The 21135-nt window shown below is 62.8% G+C and carries 14 protein-coding genes and 1 pseudogene; 8 read left to right on the plus strand and 7 right to left on the minus strand.

From position 1 onward, the window contains the following. Positions 1-123 precede the first annotated feature (123 nt). The 8 genes and pseudogenes from ACSYG9_RS15095 (at position 124) to ACSYG9_RS15130 (ending at position 11849) form a co-directional block, all read left to right on the plus strand. Positions 124-2247: a molybdopterin-containing oxidoreductase family protein gene (locus tag ACSYG9_RS15095; protein WP_454838925.1), complete on the plus strand. Its 2124-nt coding sequence runs from the start codon at positions 124-126 to the stop codon at positions 2245-2247. Then, complete coding sequence (locus ACSYG9_RS15100) at positions 2237-4492, plus strand: molybdopterin-dependent oxidoreductase (RefSeq protein WP_454838927.1); 2256 nt, start codon at positions 2237-2239, stop codon at positions 4490-4492. Before ACSYG9_RS15095 ends, ACSYG9_RS15100 begins: the two co-directional genes overlap by 11 nt. Then, positions 4489-5715, plus strand: a complete 1227-nt coding sequence (locus ACSYG9_RS15105; RefSeq protein WP_454838928.1) for a 3-hydroxyacyl-CoA dehydrogenase family protein — start codon at positions 4489-4491, stop codon at positions 5713-5715. Before ACSYG9_RS15100 ends, ACSYG9_RS15105 begins: the two co-directional genes overlap by 4 nt. Beyond that, on the plus strand, positions 5712-7331 hold the full coding sequence (locus ACSYG9_RS15110; RefSeq protein WP_454838929.1) for an FAD-dependent oxidoreductase: 1620 nt from the start codon (positions 5712-5714) through the stop codon (positions 7329-7331). The genes ACSYG9_RS15105 and ACSYG9_RS15110 overlap by 4 nt, the downstream gene beginning before the upstream one ends. 146 nt (positions 7332-7477) lie before the next feature. Then, positions 7478-9001, plus strand: a complete 1524-nt coding sequence (locus ACSYG9_RS15115) for a class I adenylate-forming enzyme family protein (RefSeq protein ID WP_454838931.1) — start codon at positions 7478-7480, stop codon at positions 8999-9001. Positions 9002-9008: 7 nt separating this feature from the next. Then, complete coding sequence (locus tag ACSYG9_RS15120; RefSeq protein WP_454838933.1) at positions 9009-9749, plus strand: SDR family oxidoreductase; 741 nt, start codon at positions 9009-9011, stop codon at positions 9747-9749. A 309-nt stretch (positions 9750-10058) separates the two neighbouring features. Further along, positions 10059-10769: a transposase gene (locus ACSYG9_RS15125; RefSeq protein WP_454838935.1), complete on the plus strand. Its 711-nt coding sequence runs from the start codon at positions 10059-10061 to the stop codon at positions 10767-10769. A 20-nt stretch (positions 10770-10789) separates the two neighbouring features. Further along, positions 10790-11849, plus strand: a pseudogene (locus ACSYG9_RS15130) (transposase). Between the two features lie 203 nt (positions 11850-12052). Here ACSYG9_RS15130 and ACSYG9_RS15135 read toward each other — a convergent pair. From ACSYG9_RS15135 to ACSYG9_RS15165, 7 genes are all read right to left on the minus strand, one after another. After that, complete coding sequence (locus ACSYG9_RS15135) at positions 12053-13300, minus strand: IS110 family transposase (RefSeq protein ID WP_454838937.1); 1248 nt, start codon at positions 13298-13300, stop codon at positions 12053-12055. 435 nt (positions 13301-13735) lie between these two features. Next, positions 13736-14467 carry an ABC transporter permease gene (locus tag ACSYG9_RS15140; RefSeq protein WP_454838939.1) on the minus strand — a complete coding sequence of 244 codons (732 nt, stop codon included), beginning with the start codon at positions 14465-14467 and terminating at the stop codon, positions 13736-13738. Between the two features lie 166 nt (positions 14468-14633). After that, entirely contained in the window at positions 14634-15431 is a 798-nt protein-coding gene (locus tag ACSYG9_RS15145; protein ID WP_454838941.1) for an ABC transporter ATP-binding protein, read from the minus strand. Between the two features lie 59 nt (positions 15432-15490). Further along, positions 15491-16564, minus strand: coding sequence for an ABC transporter substrate-binding protein (locus tag ACSYG9_RS15150; RefSeq protein ID WP_454838942.1), 1074 nt, complete (start codon positions 16562-16564; stop codon positions 15491-15493). A 53-nt stretch (positions 16565-16617) separates the two neighbouring features. Continuing rightward, positions 16618-17562 (minus strand): TauD/TfdA dioxygenase family protein, encoded by a 945-nt coding sequence (locus ACSYG9_RS15155; protein WP_454838943.1) that lies wholly within the window; start codon positions 17560-17562, stop codon positions 16618-16620. 828 nt (positions 17563-18390) lie between these two features. Further along, positions 18391-19275 carry a DUF6473 family protein gene (locus tag ACSYG9_RS15160; protein WP_454838945.1) on the minus strand — a complete coding sequence of 295 codons (885 nt, stop codon included), beginning with the start codon at positions 19273-19275 and terminating at the stop codon, positions 18391-18393. 479 nt (positions 19276-19754) lie between these two features. Beyond that, on the minus strand, positions 19755-21122 hold the full coding sequence (locus ACSYG9_RS15165) for an MFS transporter (protein WP_454838946.1): 1368 nt from the start codon (positions 21120-21122) through the stop codon (positions 19755-19757). Between the last annotated feature and the right edge of the window lie 13 nt (positions 21123-21135).

The raw sequence follows: 21135 nt of genomic DNA on the forward strand, positions 1-21135 counted from the left end.
GCCATTCTCGTGCAGTGTTGCATCTTTTATCTACGATGGTTAGATTATGCTCAGGTCGGTGACGGTAGTCACACCCCTGTAGTGCGCCATCACTGCAGCCCAACAGTGGACGGAGTTGAGGCAGTGTCGGTGAAGTTGTCCTATTGCCGCCTGTGCCCCGCGTCGTGCGGGGTGCGCGTGGAGGTCGACGGTGATCGGATAATCAGCATCGTCGGCGACGGACTGCACCCGTTGTCGGGTGGCTACTCGTGTCCAAAGGGACGCCGAGGCGGCGACTTTCTTCAGGGTCCCGATCGGCTCACCACGTCGATGCGCCGCACGGCAGACGGCCAGTACGAGCCCATCCCCATCGACGTCGCGATCTCCGAGATCGCCGAGCGACTCGCAGCGATCACGGGCACGCACGGCCCCGACGCGCTCGCACTGTTCATGGGCACTCAGCAGAACTTCGCGGCGCTGACCATGCCGATGGTGCGGGCCTGGTTCCGCACCACCGGATCACACAAGCTCTTCTCGACCATGACGATCGACCAGTCCGCCAAATGGCTCGTGCAGTCGCGCATGGGTCAGTACCTGGGTGGTCGGCAACGATTCGACACTGCCGACGTCTGGCTTCTGGCCGGAACGAATCCGATGGTCTCGCTCAACGGCGGTGACGGAGACGGTGCGATCACCCAGAACCCGTCCGTGACGATCCGCGATGCGCGGGCGCGCGGACTCGAACTCATCGTCGTCGATCCCCGCCGTACGGAAACGGCGGCGCGGGCCGATCTGCACCTTCAGCTCACACCCGGTACCGACGCCGCCCTGCTCGCCGGACTCCTCCACGTGATCCTGTCCGAGGACCTCCACGACAGCGAATTCTGTGACCGTTTCGTGGACGGCCTCGACGAACTCAGAGCGGCGGTCGCGCCGGCAACCCCCGCGCATACCGAGGCAGTGACCGGGGTCCCGGCTACGGACGTGGTTCGCGCAGCCCGGATCTTCGCTGAAGGCCCGCGAGGTATGGCGACCACCGGCACCGGTGTATGCATGGGTCCGCATTCCAATGTTGCCGAGCATCTCGTGGCGTGCCTGAACGTGGTCTGCGGCAGGTACCTGCGCGAGGGAGAAGTGACCCCCGACCGCAACGTTCTCGCACGCTCCACACCGCTGAAGGCGGAAGTGCTTCCGCCGTACCGGAGTTGGGAGTCCGGATTCCGAAGCCGCATCGGCGGGATCGGCACGATGAACGGTGAACTGCCCTCCGGAATCCTGGCCGACGAGATCCTAGAGCCGGGCCCCGACCGCGTGCGAGCGTTGGTGGTCTCGGGTGGTAACCCGGCCCGCGCCCTGCCCGACAGGGAGAAGGCAGAGCGTGCACTGCGTGAGTTGGATCTACTGGTGTGCGTCGATACGCGCATGTCCGACACCGCGAAGCTCGCCGACTATGTCATTGCGCCCACCATGGTCTACGAACGTCCCGACCACACCATGCTGATGGAATTCTTCTTCGCCGAGCCGTTCGCGCAATACACGCCGCGACTCGTGACACCACCCGAAGGGGTGATCGAGGACTGGCAGTTCTTCTTCCGGCTCGCCGCAGCATCCGGGCACAAGGTGAAGTTTGCCGGACGGGTACTCGACCCGGACGCCCCACCGACGTCGGAGGAACTGCTCGCGATGTTCGCTGAGCGCGGGCGCATCTCGATCGACGACCTCACTTCGTCGTCGCGCGGCATCCTCGCGCCTCCTGAGGACAAGGTGGTGGCCCCGGCCACGGAGGGTGCCGAAGATCGTCGACTCGACGTGTGCCCGGACGATGTTGCGGCAGAAGTTGCTGCTGCACTGGAATGTTCGGCTCCGGTCAACGCGCTTCCGATGCGACTGACGGTACGTCGTATGCGCGAACTGATGAACTCGCTCGGGCGTGACATCGACGGTCTGTCACGGTCCGGGTACAACCCCGCTCATGTGAACCCGGAAGACTTGAGACGGCTCGGTATCGAACACGGCGACCTCGTACGTATCCGATCGGCGCACGGTCGCATCCGTGCGGTCGCGCACGGAGACCATACGGTCGGCCGAGGCACAGTATCGATGACCCACTGCTGGGGCGCGTCGGACACGGAGGCCGACCCCCGTCTCGTCGGCAGCAACGTCAACGACCTGACCGGATACGACCGCCTCCAAACCATCAACGCGATGCCGACGATGACTGCTGTTCCTGTCGCGATCGAACGAGAGGTGCCTGCCGGTGTCCAGTGAAACGTCGACTCTCCCGATAACGCCCGCCGCGACTGCGGCGGCGCGCATCTGCCCGCTGTGCGAGGCGACGTGCGGCCTGCTGTTCGAACTCGACGGTCGCACGGTGACTGCGGTGAAGCCCAACCCCGAGGACGTGTTCAGCGCGGGACACAGCTGTGCGAAGGGGCTGGGGCTCGGACGGTTGGAGAACGACCCCGACGTCATCCGCACCCCGCTGATCAGGCATAATGACAGTTTCCGTGAAGCGACGTGGGACGAGGCATTCGCGGAGATCGGCCGCCGATTGCCGGCGATCATCGCGGCAGATCCCAACAGCTGCGCCGTGTACTCGGGCAACCCCGCCGCGCACCATCTCGACCCGTCGCTCTACACCCTGCCGCTCATCGCCGCGATCGGCACCCGCAACGTCTATTCGCCGGCGAGTATCGACACGCTTCCGAAGAACCTCGCCAACACACTGCTCTACGGAACAGGGCTGGGCATGGCGATCCCCGACATCGACCGCACGTCGTATCTGCTGATCCTGGGATCGAATCCCCTCGTATCCAACGGCAGCACCATCACGGCCCCCGGCATCGGCAAGCGCTTGCAGGCACTGCAGGAGCGCGGCGGCACGCTGGTCGTGGTGGATCCCGCGCGCACCCGTACCGCGGAGGTTGCCGACCGGCATCTCGCGATCCGGCCCGGCACCGACGCATTCCTTCTGCTGGCTCTCGTCTCGGTGATAGCCGACGAGGGGCTCGCCGCGCCCGGCCGTCTCGCCGAGTACGTCGACGGGCTCGATGAGGTCCTCCTGCTTGCAGAGCGGTTCACACCGCAGGCAGTTGAACGGATCTGCGGTGTCGACGCCGAGGTGATCCGCCGGGTCGCCCGCGAGTTCGCCTCTGCCGACACCGCTGCAGCACATTCCCGGATGGGCTCGTGTACACAGGAATTCGGCTCTGTTGCGAACTGGATGGTCGAAGTCCTCAATATCATCACCGGCAACCTCGATCGTCCCGGTGGTGCGATGTTCCCCACGCCACCTGCGGGTGGCCCCACCACATGGCCTGCGAATCCGAAGGCGCCGATGGTGTTCGACCGCTGGCGGTCGAGGGTGCGCGACATGCCCGAAGCGATGGGGGAGATCCCCGCGGTGTGCTTCGCCGAGGAGGTCCTCACCCCGGGCCCTGGGCAGGTGCGGGCGCTGATCACCATCTCGGGCAACATGTCGCGGTCGCTGCCGAACAGCAATGCCGTCGAAGCGGCCCTGGCCGATCTGGATTTCATGGTCTGCATCGACGGGTACCTGAATGAGACGACCCGCTACGCCGACGTCATCCTTCCTCCTCCACCCCTGACCACGCGCGGCCATCACGACCTCGCGCTCACCCATTTTCAGGTGCGCAACGTGGCCCGTTACACCGCTCCGCTGCTCGAGCCGGGTCCTGGACAGATCCCGGAGTGGCAGATCCTGTTGCGGCTCACGGCGATCGTCCGCGGCGAACCGGGTCGTCCGATCGCCGAATTGGACGACGAAGTGGCCACGACCGCGACGCGTCGTGCAGCGAAGCTTGCGGGCTGCGACATCGACGAAGTCCTTCGCGCGACGGGAAACCGCAGAGGACCCGAGCGCCTATTGGATCTACGCCTGCGCAGCGGGCCGTACGGCGACCGGTTCGGCGCGCTGCCGGGTGGGCTCACTCTCGAACTGCTGGAGAAGAACCCGAACGGTATCGACTACGGTCCGCTGGAACCGCGTGTGCCCGAGGTGCTGCGGACGCCGAACGGACGGATCGACCTCGTGCCCGACATGCTGACGGCAGACCTGCCGCGGCTCCTCGCGGCGCTCGAGCAGCCGGTGCCGGAACTGGTCCTCATCAACCGCCGGCAGCGCCGTGGGATGAACTCGTGGTTGCACAACGCTCTACCGCAGCCCGACGCGGGTCAATGCGCGCTCTTCATGAATCCGGCCGATGGTGTGGCACGCGGTCTCGTCGACGGCGACACGGTCCGTATCGAGTCGAAGACCGGTTCCGTGGTTGCGGAACTACGCATCACCGACTCCATGAGAGAAGGCGTGGTGAGTCTTCCTCACGGGTGGGGGCACGCCGGCGCAGGCCTCGGCACTACCAGATCGGTCGCTGCACCCGGCGCGAACGTCAATGCGCTGGTCGACGACATCGTGGTCGAACCGTTGACGGGGGCCCCGATTTTCAACGGATTCGCGGTCGATGTCACGCGTGTCGAGAGTACGCACATATGAGCGAGAAGACCCTGGTGGGCACCACGATCGGAATCGTCGGCGCCGGGATGATGGGCGGGGCCCTCGCGTACACGGCTGCCAGGTCAGGTGCCGACGTCGTACTCGTGGCGCGGACCCTCGACGGTGCGCGACGAGGAAAGACCTACGCCGGGCGACGGGAAGCGCGCGGTCAACAGGCGGGAACCACGGATGTGGCAGCGTCGCGCGTGTTGCTCGACCGCATCACGACCACCGAACGTCTCGCAGACCTGATGCCCGCGGTGCTGGTGGTCGAGGCGGTGGCAGAGAATGTCGTCGTCAAGCAGCAGGTCTTGCAGTCTGTCGAGGCCGTCACCGAGTCACGCACCGTACTGGCCTCGACCACCTCGACTCTGCCGATCACGACCCTGGCGTCCACGCTGGCCCGGCCCGAGACCTTCGTCGGAATGCACTTCTTCTCGCCCGTCGACCGGATGCCGCTGGTGGAGACGATCGTCGGTGCCCGCACGTCGGAGTCCACCCTCGCCGCATCCCTCGACTACACAAGGCTGCTCGGGAAGACACCGATCGTGGTGCGCGACAGCAGGGGATTCTTCACGAGCCGGGTGATGGAGCGCTATCTCGACGAGGCGATGGTCGCGATCGGGGAGGGAATCGATCCCGACATCGTCGAACGCGCTGCGACCGACGCCGGATATCCGGTGCCGCCTTTGCAGCTCCTCGACGAGATCACGTTGACGCTCAACCGGGCAGTGCAGCAGGAGAATCGTGTCGCTGTGGAGTCCGCCGGACAATCGTGGTGCGGTAATAACGCCGACCGGGTGCGCGATCGGATGATCGACGGGTACGGCCGTGGGGGCCGATCGGCGGGACGCGGGTTCTACGAGTACGACTCCGCGGGCGTGCGCCAGGGGCTGTGGACGGGACTGCGCTGCACGTTCGGTCCGACTCGGAGTATCCCCATCGACGATATGCGCGATCGACTTCTGTTCATCGAGGCCGTCGAAGCGCTGCGATGTCTCGACGAAGGCGTGATCGCCTCGGAGGCCGACGCCGATACCGGGTCCGTTCTCGGTATCGGTTTCCCCGCGAAGACCGGCGGGGTCATATCTTTCGTACGTTCCTATCCGGGTGGTGCCCAGCGGTTCACGGCCCGCGCACACGAGCTCGCCGACCGTTACGGCGTCCGTTTTCTTCCACCGCAACAGAGTTCGGAAGCACACGATCAACCGGAGTACCCATGACCTACGTAGTCACCCAAGCCTGCTGCAACGATGCGACGTGCGTCGCGGTGTGTCCTGTGAACTGTATTCATCCGACGCCCGACGAAGCGCAGTACGCACGCACCGAGATGCTCTACATCGATCCGACCGTCTGCATCGACTGTGGTGCATGCGCGGACGTGTGCCCGGTGGAAGCGATCGTTCCGGACGGTGATCTCACGCCGGAAACCGAGATCTACAAGGAGCTCAACGCCGCGTACTTCCTGGGTAACCCTACGGTGTCCGGGCCGAGCGAAGTTCCGCCCGAACCCGTGGTGGCGAGTGAACGACCCGACACGCTGCGGGTGGCGATCGTGGGATCTGGGCCCTCTGCGTTCTACGCCGCAGAGGAGCTCCTTCAGCGTCGAGACGTCGACGTGGAGGTCACCATGTTCGAGAGGCTCGGTGTTGCAGGTGGTCTGGTGAGATTCGGGGTTGCACCCGACCATCAGACGACGAAGGCCGTCGAGCGTGTGTTCGCCCGCACCGCGGGCCGAAACGGGTTCCGTGCGCATCTCGGAGTCGAGGTCGGCAGGGACATCAGTGTCGAGGAACTGCTCGATCATCACCACGCGGTGATCCACGCGAGCGGAGCCTCCGACGACCGGAGGCTCGGGATCGCCGGGGAGGACCTGCCCGGCAGCTACGCCGCGCGCGAATTCGTCGCGTGGTACAACGGGCATCCGGATTTCGCGGATCGTACGTTCGATCTCTCGGGGCGCCGCGCCGTCGTGATCGGTAACGGGAACGTCGCGCTGGACGTCGCCCGGATCCTCGCGCGTGATCCCGAGTACCTCGTGCCGGGAGACATTGCGGAGCACGCTCTGGAGGCCTTGCGCAGCAGTGCGATCGAAGAGGTGGTCGTTCTCGGTCGACGCGGTGCCGAACACGGTGCCTTCACCACTCCGGAGCTTCTCGCGCTGGGGTCGCTGCCCGAAGTGGACGTCACGGTCCATGGTGGATACGACGCGCCTCGGGGTGCCTCGATCAAATTGAGGACGATCGCGGAGTACGCGCAGCGGACCCCTCGGCCCGGTCGCCGGCGGATCACTTTGCGGTTCGATGCGGCGCCCGGCGAGATCATCGGTACCACACATGTGGAGGGTCTGCGACTTTCTCCGCACGCTGCGCGCGGCGAGGAGGAAGTGCTCGACTGTTCGCTGGTGCTGCGTTCGGTGGGCTACCGGGGCCGCCCGCTTCCCGGCTTGCCGTTCGATTCGGATCGTGGAACGGTACCGAACGTCTCGGGTCGCGTCGTCGACCCCGCACACGACCGGCCGCTACCCGGGCTCTACGTCGCGGGCTGGATCAAGCGCGGCCCGACCGGGGTGATCGGAACGAATCGCTACTGCGCGGCCGAGACCGTGGAGGCGATCATTGCCGATCACGAGCGGATGCTCCTGCCGTCGCCGGCCCGTACCTCCGACGAACTGGTGAAGGTCGTCGAGTCACGTTGTCCTGATTCGTTCGGGTTCGACGGCTGGCGCCGAATCGATCGGCACGAACGTATGGAGGGGCGTCGCCGGGGCCGGGCACGTCACAAGCTGGTCGAAACCGACGTGATGCTCGCGGTTGCCCGGGGTAGTTCTGCAGAATGACACTTGCCTCGATAAACAACGACCATTAGATTTAACAGGCGGCTACGACACGCGATTGCCGGTCCATTGCGCCGACATTTTCATGGTGGACCGTGCTCGCCGCCGATCAGCCCACGATCGACGATCCCGAATTCTTGGAGGCTTACATGAGCGGCACCGTTGTAGATGCTTTGACCTATTGGTCACGGTCGAAGCCGGATCTGATCGCGATCGATTTCGACGGCGACAGCATCACCTATGCCGAGTTGTCCCGCTGGTCCGACGGTATCGCGCACGACCTCGCTTCGCGGGGTGTCACGGCCGGTGACCGAGTGAGCTTCGTGGGTGCGAACAGCCTCGAGTGGGCAGTGGCCGTGCTCGGTGCCATGAAAGTCGGTGCCATCGCCGTGGGTTTCAATCACCGCATGGTTGCCCGTGAGCTCGCAGACCTCGTCGAGGACTGCGAGCCCGCGGTGGTGTATTGCGACGAATCATTGCTGCCTCGACTCGAGGAAGTTCAGCAGGCCCGGAACACATTCACGCTCGCGGTGTTCGAGAAGGATGTGCGTCCGTTACGTGCGGGTGAGCACGCTCCGTACCGAACGCCCGATGTCGGACTCGACCAGCCCGCTGCCATTGTGTTCACCAGTGGAACCACCGGCAAACCCAAGGGCGTGATCTTCACTCATGCCACGATTGCCGGTGAGATGCACGAATGGCACCTGATGGAGCCGATCCCGCACAATGGTCTGCGCCCGGTGCTCGTTCTGCCGCTCTTCAGCGCAGCCGGAATCATTTGGGGTGTCGCCCGGGTGGTCCTCCATGGCGGCACGCTCTTCCTGCAGCCGGGATTCGACCCAGCGTCGGCGCTGCGCGTGCTGACCGAGAACAAGGCCAATACCCTGACCGGACCGCCGATTCTCTTCGAGCAGATTTCGAAGGTTCCGGGCTTCTCCGATGCGGATCTGAGCCACATGGTCACCGCCCACGTCGGTGGTGCGAGGGTTCCGGTCGACCTGCTGGGAAAGTGGCAGGCACGCGGCGTCGCGTTGCGGCAGATCTACGGTCAGACCGAGATCGGCGGCACTGCCACAGCGATGCCCCGCGACGAGGCTGCCGAGCATCCCGACAAGTGCGGTTGGGGCAGCATCTTCACGAAGATCCGGGTGGTCGGCCCTGACGGTGACGATCTTCCGCCCAACGAGACCGGCCAGATCCTGCTGCGCGGACCGGGCATGATGCCCGGTTACTGGCGCAACGAGGAAGCGACCAAAGCTGCGCTGATCGACGGCTGGCTTCACACCGGCGATCTTGGGAAGCTCGACGAGAAGGGCTATCTCACTTATGTCGACCGGCTCAAGGACATGATCATCTCCGGTGGAATAAACATTTCACCCGCAGAGATCGAGACCATCATCAACCAGATTCCGGGTGTCGAGGAGGTCGCCGTGATCAGCGTCCCCGATGCCAAGTTCGGGGAGACCCCTGCCGCGCTGGTGCGGACAGAATCCGAGCTGACGGAATCCGAGATCGTCGCCTTCTGCAACGAACGACTCGCCGACTACAAGGTGCCGCGCTACGTCGTCTTCATGGACGAACCGCTGCCCCGGATGCCCAGCGGAAAGATCGCGAAACGTCAGCTTCGCGACTCCTTCGCGGATGTGCCCGACAACTACGAAAAGGTTCGGTGATTCTGTCGTGAGTTCAGAGAGGGTTGCTGTCGTCACGGGCGGAGGGCGCGGTATCGGTGCGGCCATCTCACAGCGACTCGCTGCCGACGGATTCGCTGTTGCCGTCAACTATTCACGTAGTGCTCGCGATGCCGAGGACGTCGTAGCGAAGATCATCGCGGATGGCGGTCGTGCGGCAGCGATCCAGGCCGACATCTCCCGGGCCGCCGACGCCGAGCGACTCGTCGCGGAATGCACCGCTGCGCTCGGTGCGCCGGTCGTGCTCGTCAACAATGCGGGCATGAACAAGACCGGCGCGGCGCGCAAACAAGCCCCCGATGAGTTCGACGAGGTCGTCGCAGTCAACCTCAACGGTGCTTTCTACTGCACGCGTTTCGCGCTCCCTGCGATGTATGAAGCAGGCTGGGGCCGTGTGGTATTCGTGAACAGTCCGTCCGGTGGTCGACGTCCGGCACCCGGTATGAGTGCCTATTCGGCAGCGAAGGCGGGCCTGGTGGGGATGGCAAAGACCATCGCGCAGGAGGTGGCTCGCCGTGGTATCACGGTGAACACGGTGATGCCCGGGTTCGTCGCAACCGACATCGTGTCGTCGGGTGGTGAGGCCGGAGTCGAGGCACTGACGAAGCACTGGCCGTCGATCCTGCCCGAGTCGATCGCTTCAACCGTGTCGTTTCTGGTGAGCGACAACGCCGCCGACGTCTCCGGTGAGGAGATCGGCGTGTGGAGGGGTGGTCCGGTGGGCGTGTGAGGGCAACGCGCCTTCCCATCGTCCCCGTCCGGTGCACATACACCGGACGGGGACGATCTGCGTTTCTCCAAGGCTGGAGTTCTCACGAGCCATTGACTGTTGGTCTCGGGCCTTCATGCCGATTGAGCAGAAACCCTTGTCAAAAACAAAGTATGGTGACCTGAACTGGGATAATTCGACTTGCGAAGGTTGAATCAGTCCGAGTCCGAGGAGCACCAAATGAGTCGTAGGACATCCCTGAACTGGGGTTTCCTGCGGGCAGCAGTCGACGAGTGAGCCGACCTGTCTTCGCCGGAATCAGTCGAACTGTTGACCAAGGCCCTGACTCCATCCCGAGCCGCCGACCTGACACTCACACAGATCAAGGCCGCACTGCGACGAGCACACCGTCGCAGCATCGACGAACGGGCACCGAAGATCCGCGCCACCTTGCACGCGCCCGGCAAACTGGGACTGCTCGGTTCGCTCGAAGCCGGACATGCCTCGGCAACCGTCGCAACTCTGGCCGTCCTCGTCACGCTGACAACCCAAATCGAGGCACTCAAAGAGCAGGTCACCACGGCCTTCGCGGACCATCCGCACGCCGCGATCATCACCTCACTACCCGGAATGGGGCCAGTTCTCGGTGCTCGGGTGTTCGCCGAGTTCGGCGATGCAGCGGATCGATATCGCTCAGGCAAGGCTCGTCGAAACTTCGCCGGCACCAGCCCGATCACCAAAGCCTCGGGCAAGAAGACCGTGGTGTCCCGACGTTACGTCCACAACGACAGGCTCCTCGATGCCTTGACTCGGCAGGCGTTCACCGCGATCCGTGTGTCGCCTGGAGCCCGCGCCTACTACGATCGCCAACGCCGACGCGGAGTCGAACACAACGCTGCGCTACGGCACGTCGCCAACCGGTTCGCAGGAATTTTGCACGGCTGCTCAAATCCGGAGTGCTCTACGACGAAAGCGTTGCCTGGGGGCGCCAGCCCGGGTCGATGCAATGACAGAAAGGGTCGATGCTGCTTGACCTCTTAACAACATGGGATGTCTTTCAGGTGAGCAAGTCTACGTCCCCTTACCCATCCGTGTCCGCATCTGCCACCGGCACCGGCGTCGTGTCGCATGCCGGAGCGGTCCTGCTGCTGCGCACCGCGGAAAAGACCGGCCTCGCTTCGGCGTTGACGACCGAGCTCGCACCGTATCGAAAACCGCTGGCCGTCACGATCCCGGCAAGATCGTCCTCGACCTCGCGGTGTCCCTGGCAATCGACGGGGATTGCCTCGCCGACATCGACCAACTCCGCAACCACCCGGAGGTCTTCGGGCAGGTGGCATCCGACCCGACCGTCTCCCGCCTGATCAGCATGTTGGCCGCTGATGCCGACACCGCGCTGGCTGCGATCGGACGTGCTCGCGCCGCCGCCCGAGCCCATGCCTGGACTGCCTCCGGCGAGTCGGCAGCGGACCATGCCAGCGACGAGCAGCATCCGCTGGTCATCGACGTCGATGCCACCCTGGTCACCGCGCACTCGGAAAAGGAATCTGCTGATCCGACGTTCAAGCGGGGCTTCGGGTCCCATCCGTTGTGCGTGTTCGTCGACCACGGCACCGACGGTACCGGTGAACCCGTCGCGATGCTGCTACGCCCGGGCAACTCGGGATCGAAGCATCCACCAACTGATTGAGTATCTGACCAAACGCCCGCTGTCGCACTCGGTCGAATTCTCCTTGACCGATGCCCACGCCGAAGCGATCGATCTGGTTCCCGAGCAGGCGTGGACTCCGGCGTCGGGCCCAGTGCGAGGACCGGATTCGGGCAGCGAAAGCCACCGGATTGCAGAACCTTCCACTGCACGGATTCGAGCAGAACCGCATCTGGTTGGCGCTCGTCCAACTCGCGTGTGAGCTGGTGGCCTGGATGCAGATGCTCGCGTTGACCGATGGTCCGGCGCGTCGGGGGGAACCGAAACGGCTGGGGTTGCGGCTGTTGTCGACCGCCGGTCGGGTCGCTCGGCATGCCCGCCGTGACCGTCTGCGTCTGGCGACAACAGCTCCTGATGTCGATGTCCTCGTGGCCGGCCTGAACCGACTCGCAGCGCTTCCCATACCTTCCTGATCTGCGCCTATCTATCAGATCGAGACGAAAGGGAGCCTGTTTCCGGGGATGTGGACCCCGGTGCCACCCCGGCCATGTCGGGCGATAAGGCCTGGTCCCAAACCGGATTTATGGTCTCGACGCCCAATCCGAAACTGCCCAGGCCGGCACACGGGACTCAAGAAAGATCGAGGCTGAGTCAGACATCCCATGGCGTATCTGTGTCAAGCCGCGGCTTGCGTCGGGACTTGGTGCCAGGCGATGATCTCGTCGTAGATCGTGCCGGTCTTCAAACATCCGTGGAGAATCCCGACGAGCCGGTTACCGAGCTGACGCAGCGCGGCATGATGACCGACCTCCCGGGCTCGCAGCGCGTCGTAATAAGCCCGAGCACCCGGCGAGGTGTTCATCGAGCAGAACGCCCACTGATGACACGCATCGGCCAGGTGCTTGTTACAGGCATAGCGCGCCGACACCGTCTTCCTCTTTCCCGACGCTCGGGTGATCGGCGAGGTCCCGGCGTAATTCTTGCGGGCCTTGGCATTACGGTATCGGTGCGGATCGTCGCCGAATTCTGCGAGCACCCGGGCGCCCAGCACGTCCCCGAGTCCGGGACAGCTGCGGACGATCTCAGCGGCCGGGTGCCCACGAAAACTGCGCTTCACCTCCTGCTCGAGCTCGTCGATCTGCTCGGCCAGATGCTCGAGCATGCGGGCTTGTCCGGCGACGACGACCGCGTAGGCGTGCTCGATCGCAGCCGGTTGCCGCAGCGACGGTGCCCGCAGCGCATCGCGGATACAGGTGGCCCTGGTGGTGCGGTCCCCACGCCGATGTGCCCGGGCCAGTTCCGCGGTGATCTGCCCGGTGGTCAATCGGGCTGCGCGATCCGGATCGGGGGCTTTGCGCAGCAATGCCAGGGTGTCCGGCGCAACGAGGTTGTCGAACGCGGTCAATGCGGCCGGGAAGTACTCACGTAGCGCCGACCGCATCCGCTGCAGGTGCCGGGTCCGATCCCAGATCATGCCCTGGTGAGCGCGGGCAAGCAGCTTCACAGCCTCGACCTGCGGGGAGTCCCCGGCGATCTGGCGGTGATGGTCGCGGTCCACCCGGATGATCTCGGCCAGGACATGGGCATCGCCGGCATCGGACTTGGCTCCCGAGGTGCCGTGTCGCTCTCGATATCGTGCGGCCGACATCGGATTGATCGCATACACCTGGTATCCGCAGGCCAGCAGCGCCGACACCCACACCCCACGATCGGTTTCGATCCCGACTACGACCGCATCGCCGGTGGGGGCATCGGTTCCGATACCGTCGGGGTCGGTCTCGAGATGCTCGGCTATCGCCTCGTGCAGTCGGGCCAGCCCCTCGACGCCTTCCGGCAGCCGCATTCGTGCCAGGCGGCGGCCGGAGTCGTCTTCGATCTCGATGTCGTGATGTCCTTCCGCCCAGTCATCGCCGACGAACAACATGGAGTGACCTCCGAACGGGCTGCTATTCACTACTTTTCGGTTGGCAGCGGAGGAAAGCAGTCGGCGACCTAATGGCTCGAGTACTCACCGACATGCCGGAGCGGCGGGGTACGTCATCCCATCAGCGATCACCACTTCCCTCACGACCGGCGGGTACACGGTCTGACTTCAGACATCGGGTTCCCTCGGTGAGGGTCCGTGTCGGGTCAGAGGAGTGTTGTCCCGTCGGCCGCTACCTTCACCGACCCTGCCACAGCCGGGACGTGGTCGGTAGCTCCCATTAGGTCAGACGGCCACTACAACGACCGGGCGATCAAGGTCTTTCACCTCCATTCGGAAGGGCAGTGCCTCGTGGCGCACCTTGTGTTCGTCGACCCCCACGACCCTCAGATAACGCACGCCGTCGAGGTTGCCCGGGCCTATCGATCCAGTGCTTCATTTCCAGCGGAGAAGGCTGGCTTCGAGCTTGCCGAACGCAGCGTTGGCTAGCGACGCCGCAGCCGCGAGGAGAATCAACAGGGCGAAGACGTAGTTCATCTGATAAGAGGTGGAGAACAGAGTGATGTCCTGCCCGATTCCGTTCCTCGCAGCGATCATCTCTGACGCGATCACGCCGAGGAGCGAATAAGGCAGCGCGAGCCGAAGCGCACCAAAAATACTGGGGACGCTGGAAGGCAAGACCACCTTCCACAGGATCGCACGTCCACTCAATCCCGACACTCGCGCCATCTTCAGGTATTCCGAGTCAACTGACTTCACCGACGATCGCGCGGTCTCCGCCAGGATGAAGAACACCACGCTCACACCCATCACGACTTTCGAGAGCATTCCCAGGCCGAACCACGCGATGAACAGCGGGGCAAGTGCGATACGAGGGATACTGTTAAGGGGAACCAGGAAAGCCCCGAGAACATCGTCCATTATCCGGCTGAATCCCAGTATCAAGCCGAAGACGACACCGGCCCCGCTGCCGATGAAGAACGACAGCACGACCGCGTAGAACGTTGCCCGGATGGATTCCCAACCGCTATTGGATGTCACGTAATCTACGAATGCTGCTGCGACACCAGATGGCTGACCCACCAAGGTCGGGCTGATCCAGCCCAGACGCACCGCGAACTCCCATACGAGGACAAAACCGACCAGAATGGCCACCCTCAGGGCCACGACAGCAAAATTACGCGAAGCTATCGTCTTTCGACGCGGCCGCCGCCGTGCAGGTGTGGTGACCTCGTTCGCCGGGGACGGGTCGACAACAGTCGAACTGTCCTTCTTTCTCACTCGTATCGGAGCACTCATATCGCTACCTTAATTTCCGAACAGTGTGGCATCTTCATCCCATTGCGCCTTCGAGGCTGTCGAACATTTCTCTGACCGTCTCCTGGAATTCTCCGGAGAGCATGATGCCCCTCAAGTCGGCCGCCCTCGGTCGGGGGATCCGGGAAGGAATGACATCAGCGACCCTGCCCGGAGAGGGAAGCATCACCACGACCCGGTCTGCCAACAGTGCCGCCTCTTGCAGGTCATGCGTCACAAAGACAACCGTTTGCCGGCTCTCTTCGTCCTGGCATTCCCAGATTCGGCAGAACTCGGACTGTAGTGTCAGCTTTGTTCTCGCATCAAGGGCCGCGAACGGTTCATCCATCAGCAACAGGCTCGGGTTGGCGGCGAAAGTTCTCGCCAGCGCAACGCGTTGACGCATTCCCTGCGACAGTTGGTTCGGAAACGCATTCTCGCGACCGCTGAGTCCCACGAGTGACAGCCACTCCGCGGCCGAACTTCGACGTTCATTCTTGCCGATGCCTCTCGCCTCGAGAGGTAGGGAGACGTTGCCGGCCGCTGTACGCCAGGGCAACAGCGCATCACGCGCGAACATGTATCCCAGCTCTAGATTGGGTACTGTCGGCACGGCCCCATTGATACTCACGGTTCCGTGAGTAGGTGAAATGAATCCGGCGACCATATTCAGAAGAGTGGTTTTCCCACAACCGCTGGCGCCGACAAGGGCGACGAACTCCCCCTTCTCGATCTGAAGATCGACTTCTTTCAGAGCCAGGACCTTGTCCTGGCTCTCCGTTGTCGAGTCAGACCCGTTGCCACCATTCTGTTGCATGAAGAACTCATGGCTCACGTCGTTTACTGTGATCACGATTGATAGTCCCAGTCGCTAGTTTTCGAAGGCAGCCGTACTCACTTGTCCGTGATAACCTGCTCGGAATACACCGGCAGCGGTTCAGGTGCGATCACACCCAGGTCGAGAAGGATGTCCACAGAATTTCTGAAGGCATCCTCAGGGATCTCGGTGGTGTACACGCCCCTGTCCGTGGCGTTCTGGATTACCAGATCCGCCGCCTCTCGTGTGAGGTATTGAGCGTCGTCCTGGTAGATGTCAATTACGGTCTCGCGATTAGTAGAGTCCTCGATATAGGTGACCGCCTCCCCGAAGCCTTCACAGAAGGCCCGGGCCGAGTCCTCGTTGGCCTGGATCCAATCACGGTTGGCCACCCATGCGGCCCCATAAACTTGGCCGAATGTGCTGTCACTGAAGTCGGGCATGTACACGAGTTCCTCGGCCTCCGCCTCGGTGATCAGATCCTCGGTGAGCGGAGCACCTGTCTGGATCACATCGACGCTGTTGTTGTTGAGGGCGGCTCTTGTAATCTGGCCGCTAGCACCAACATTCACGAACGTCATCGAGTCGACATCGACATCGTGGTTTTGGAGGTCCTTCACAAACATTTCGTGCAGGGCGGATCCGGTAGGCGTGAGGATCCCCACCGTCTTGCCCTCCAAAGACTTCAGCACGTCTTCTAGGCTTGCGCCCGAGTCGACGCTCGGGTGGCCGGAATCGGGCAATGCCATCAGACTCATGCCTGTCGTGCTCAGGCTTCCGCAGAAGAACACCAACTCATCGTCTAGCTCCTGGAAACCCTGCGCGTAGGTAGCCACTGTCAGCTGCGCGATATCGGCACCTGTGGCGTCCAATGCCTGTGACGTCGTCAGGTTTGACGGCATCGAGACATTTTCGACCGTGATGCCACGCTCCCCGAAGAACTGCTCGGTCTCCGCCACGGCAACCGGCAACCGATATATTTGGTCTTCGTACATCAGCGCTTCCACCGTGGCAGTACCGCTTGAATCACCGTTTGCATCGCCGCCTGACTCATCAACGGCACATGCGGATGCAGCAAGAATCACTGCTACCGGCAATCCGAGAATTCGAAGTGCCGCACTACGGATCTTAATTCCACCACGACCATTCATCGTACAACTCTCCAAGATTGGATCCGAGTTCTTCTGAACAACAAGAAGGGCACCTAATTGGTCGGGCTCGCTGAGATCCCCGCCGGGATATCTCCGACTATCGAGATTCGATCCATTTCACGCGGCTTGGGGTAATAGTCATTCACCGCATAGTGCTGGCACGCACGGTTGTCCCACATCGCAACGGTTCCACTACGCCATTTGAGCCTGACCTGGAAATCAGGACGCGTGCAATGGGCATAGATCTGATTCAGGATCTCTTTTGAAGCCTGCTCACCGACAGCGTTGATCCGCTGGGTGAAGATCGAGTTCACGAACAGAACTCGCCTACCGGTCTCGGGAATCGTCCTGACGATAGGATGAGTAACTGGTGGGTACTCGACCCGGGCAGCACGAATTGCAGGCGCGTCCATTGAGACGCCGAAGCTCTCGATCCAGTCATGTTCGGCGGTCAGTCCGTCAACTCGAGCACGAAGATCCTCGGGAAGTGTGTCGTACGCGGCACCCATATCCGCCCACAGAGTATCGCCACCCAATTCTGGAACCTCGACAGCTCGCAGAATGGCCATTTTGGAAGGATTCTTCAGGAATGTGACATCGTTGTGCCAAACATTCTCATAGCCGGGTGAGTTCTCCCCCTTCTTCAGGGTGGCAACATCCTCAGCAGTCTGAAAAGGCTGTGCGTACTTGAAAAAGGGGTGATGCTCGATCTCACCAAATTTCAGTGCCAGTCGTCGCTGAGCTTCGCGGCCCATGTTTTGGTCCCGGAAGAATAGTACCTTCCACTCCAACAGTGCCCTATGGATTTGGCTGACCACTTGGTCGTCCAGATCGGCACCCAGATCTATTCCGGAGACTTCCGCCCCGATGGTTGGGGTCAAGCCACTCAGCGTGAACGCTGTATACGGCTGAGGATCGAACCCCGGCGCATTCCGGTCGGCAACCAGCGGGCCCATTCGGAATCGAGCAGGAGGGGGAGTTACTACAACTTCACTCATGTCTACTCCTTGAGTGTCGTGCTTGACCGATCGGGTCAAGCTAGAGGAGAACCTCGGACGTGTTGCAGGAATTGATCGGGAACACACAGCAGACCCCAAGCACGTCCACTCCGGTGATCGCCCTCGGGTGATTGTCACCATCTCCATCAACCCTGCGGACGCTGTGGCGTGGATCGCATATTACCTTATGAAGTTAGGTATATCACTGTCAAGGTGGAGGCGGCCCGGGTCCCGGTGAAGCCCTGTTTCAGGAGGTAAGTAACAGTGCATCAGCGTGTTCGGACCTGCGAGCATGATGGCGCAGCCGAGCGGCGATGTGGTCCAGCCATCGAGACGGAGCGTGCTGAACACGGTGCTGCGCATGTGGTCATCACCCGTGCTGCGTTACCCTGTGCGTACTCGGGACCGGACCGCCGGTGATGGCGACCTTGAGGAACGTGGTGGTCGGTCTTCATCGTCGGGCTGGGCAGTCGAGCATCGCCCAAACCTGCCGGCGAATGACAGCCAACCTCATGACGCGGCCGTCTATGACGGGCACGCATGAAATTGCAGGTCACTGCCCCGGAATTCAACAGCTTCGGCACCCTGGCAGCGCGGTCAAGATGCCTTCTATTATGGGTCATGGCTGAGGTGGTCCAGACAGGTGGATGCGCAAGTAATCGCAGTGAAATCAAGGGCGCCGCTGTGGGGCCCGGAGCGCACTGCTGATCAGTGGATCAGCCTGATGCGAGCACTCTTCGAGCGGCCGCATGCCCGTCGAGGCTGGGATCGTTAGCAACCGCCTCTCTGTGAAGAGCATGCCGAGGTCGAGGCCCGGCCACCTGTGGATCACCTCTCGCCGTTCCCCATTCTCGCAACCGCCGGCTCGAGAGCTTCTGCAGCATCCCAGTGCATCTCGGGCGACGGATAGTAGGTGTTCACATCCTCGAAGTGGCTGGGCATCTTACCCGTTCGGTCGATCGCGGTGTAATCCACCGACACCTGCTCACCGGTGTACCTGCTGAGCAAAGGGAAGGTCTTCGCTCGGTCGCTGGAGCAGACCACTAGCTCTTCATATCCTGAGAGCTTTGCGACATTCCGGCCGGTGACGAACTGGGGGTACTCATCGATCGTCCCGCTGTACCCGGAGCCGTCGAAGTCGATCGACGCGTCGAGAGACTTGGGAGAAAACCAGAACAACACGACCGGAACGTCGAACGCGTCGATGAGCTCCTGCATGTGCTGTTCCCAGGCTTCCACACTCTGTCGGGCATACTTCTGCAGGTTTTCGGGTTCCTCGTCCTGGATTCTCTCCCAGATGACCACGGAGTCCGCTTCGTCACCGCGCCTGAGATCCCGCATCACACTTGCGGTCTTCATCTGCGCCATCCGGTCGTTGGGTTCCGTGCGCGCCGTCATGATCTGCAACACCACACCTGCACCCTTGTTGGCGAGTTCGATGAGCTTCGGGTTCTCCAGGAAGTACGCAGGCGTCGCCGCGCCGACGCCCACATTCCACATCGCTCGTCCGGTCTTCTGCGCGATGAGGTTCGGGTACGGATTGGCAACGTACACGCCAAGTGTCTGAGCTGCACCCATGCAGGTCACATAATCGTCCCTGCCGAATACATCTACCGCGGGACCTCGCAGGGGATAGCCGTCTAGCCCTTCGAGCTCATAGGTCCCGTATTCCGCGACCTCGTGGTCCCGCGGGGAGTAGTCGATCGTGTACATGGTCCTGTCTGGGTCCAGAACCGGAGCCCCGTTCCGTGGTGAACTGGGAGCGGGTGCGTCACCGCCCGAGCTGTTCTGGCCGGAGGCCGCTGCACATCCGGTGAGCGCCACCGCTCCCGCGGCGCCGGCCGCGTAGCCAAGCAATTCTCTTCGGTTCACTGATTTCCTTACCATGCCTCTACGGACCCGGCTGAACTTCATCCTCCGCTCCGATTTGAGAAACGATGCTCGGTCCGATTTGGCTGGCTGCTTGTTCGTCCGCACCTGGTGCGGCCTGGCGCCGCTTCTTCGAGATCGCGGGAGCCCACCGTGGCCACCGTCCCACCACCTGGCCATCCACCGAGCGGGGCACGCCCGGAAGTGTGAATCGAAATGCCAAGCAGGCCGGCGGATCGCTTGTGGCTGAAGAAAAGTTCTCATCCGGATCTGGCAGAACGCTGGATTTGGATCGAGGACGGTAGATCAGGGCTCAGTGGTCATCAGGCGGAGACTGATGCCTTGCTGGTGCTGACACGCTCCAAAGTGCTCGAAGGTGTACGGGTACGGGACAGTACCGTTGCTGCGAATCCGAGCAGCGACACGACGCAGATCAGGAGGCTGAGCCAGACCGTGGTGTCGTCGAATGCCAAGGCGACCGCGATAACGGGAACGAAAGCGGCACCGAGGGCGTTGCCACCCTCGCGGCCGAGACCCAGGCCGCTGTATGCGTGCTTGGTGTGGAACAGTTCGATGACATACGCACCCATCGGGCCGAAGATCGCCGCCACACCGACACCGTTTCCGAGCGCCATGACGACCCAGTACAGCAGCGGAGGTGTGCCGATGCCTGACAGCAGTGAGATACCCACCCACGCGAATACGGCGCTGTAGAGGAATCCGAACATGATCACCGGCGCGCGTCCGATGCGATCCGACAATGTTCCGAAGACCGGAATCAACAGGCCGTTCGTCATCTGTGCGGCGATCAGCCCGACCAGGACCTCGGTGCTGCCGAAACCCAGCTGGTTGGTGCCGAAAGTACCCATGAACACGATGTAGAAGTAGCCGATGCCGGTCTGACCGATGGTCATCACGAGCACGGTCAGAAGTGCGCGCGGCTGCTGGCGGATCACGTCGAAGAGTGGTGTCTTCGAAACAGTGTCGTTCTCTTCGATCTCCTGGAACGCGGGCGTCTCGGGCAGGCTGCGGCGCAGCCACAGGCCGTAGGCGAGAATCACGACGCTGAACAGGAACGGGATGCGCCAGCCCCATGCGAGGAAGGCTTCCTGTGACATCGCGGTCGATACTGTGAGGAGCGACAGGGTTCCGAGCACGCCGCCGAATGCTGCGCCCATGCCGGGCAGCGAGCCCATCAGGCCCTTCTTCTTCTCGGGTGAGAATTCGACCGCGACCAGGGCGGCGCCGCCGTACTCGGCGCTCGCGCCGATGCCCTGCAGGATTCGCAGGAACACCAGAAGCGCAGGGGCGAGCCATCCGATCTGTGCGTATCCGGGAAGCAGCCCCACGAGTAGGGTGGCGGTACCCATCAGGACCAGGGTGAACACCAGGATCTTCTTGCGGCCTATCCGGTCGCCGAGGCTGCCGAGGATCACCCCGCCCAGAGGACGGACGAGGAACCCGACTGCGAAGGTGCCGACCGCCTGCAAGGTGCCGAGGAACGGGCTGGAGCCGGAGAAGAACACGCTCGCGAAGACCACGGAGGCCGCCGAGGCGTAGAGGCTGAAGTCGTAGTACTCGAGCAGGGTTCCCACGAAGGCAGCACGGCTCGCCTTTCGTGAATCTGCTCGGGAGCGGCCGGAACTCGATCTCACAGGCGCGTCCGGTAGCCCGGTTGTACGTTCGGTCATGCGTAACCTCACA

Source organism: Rhodococcus sp. SJ-2 (assembly GCF_053750035.1).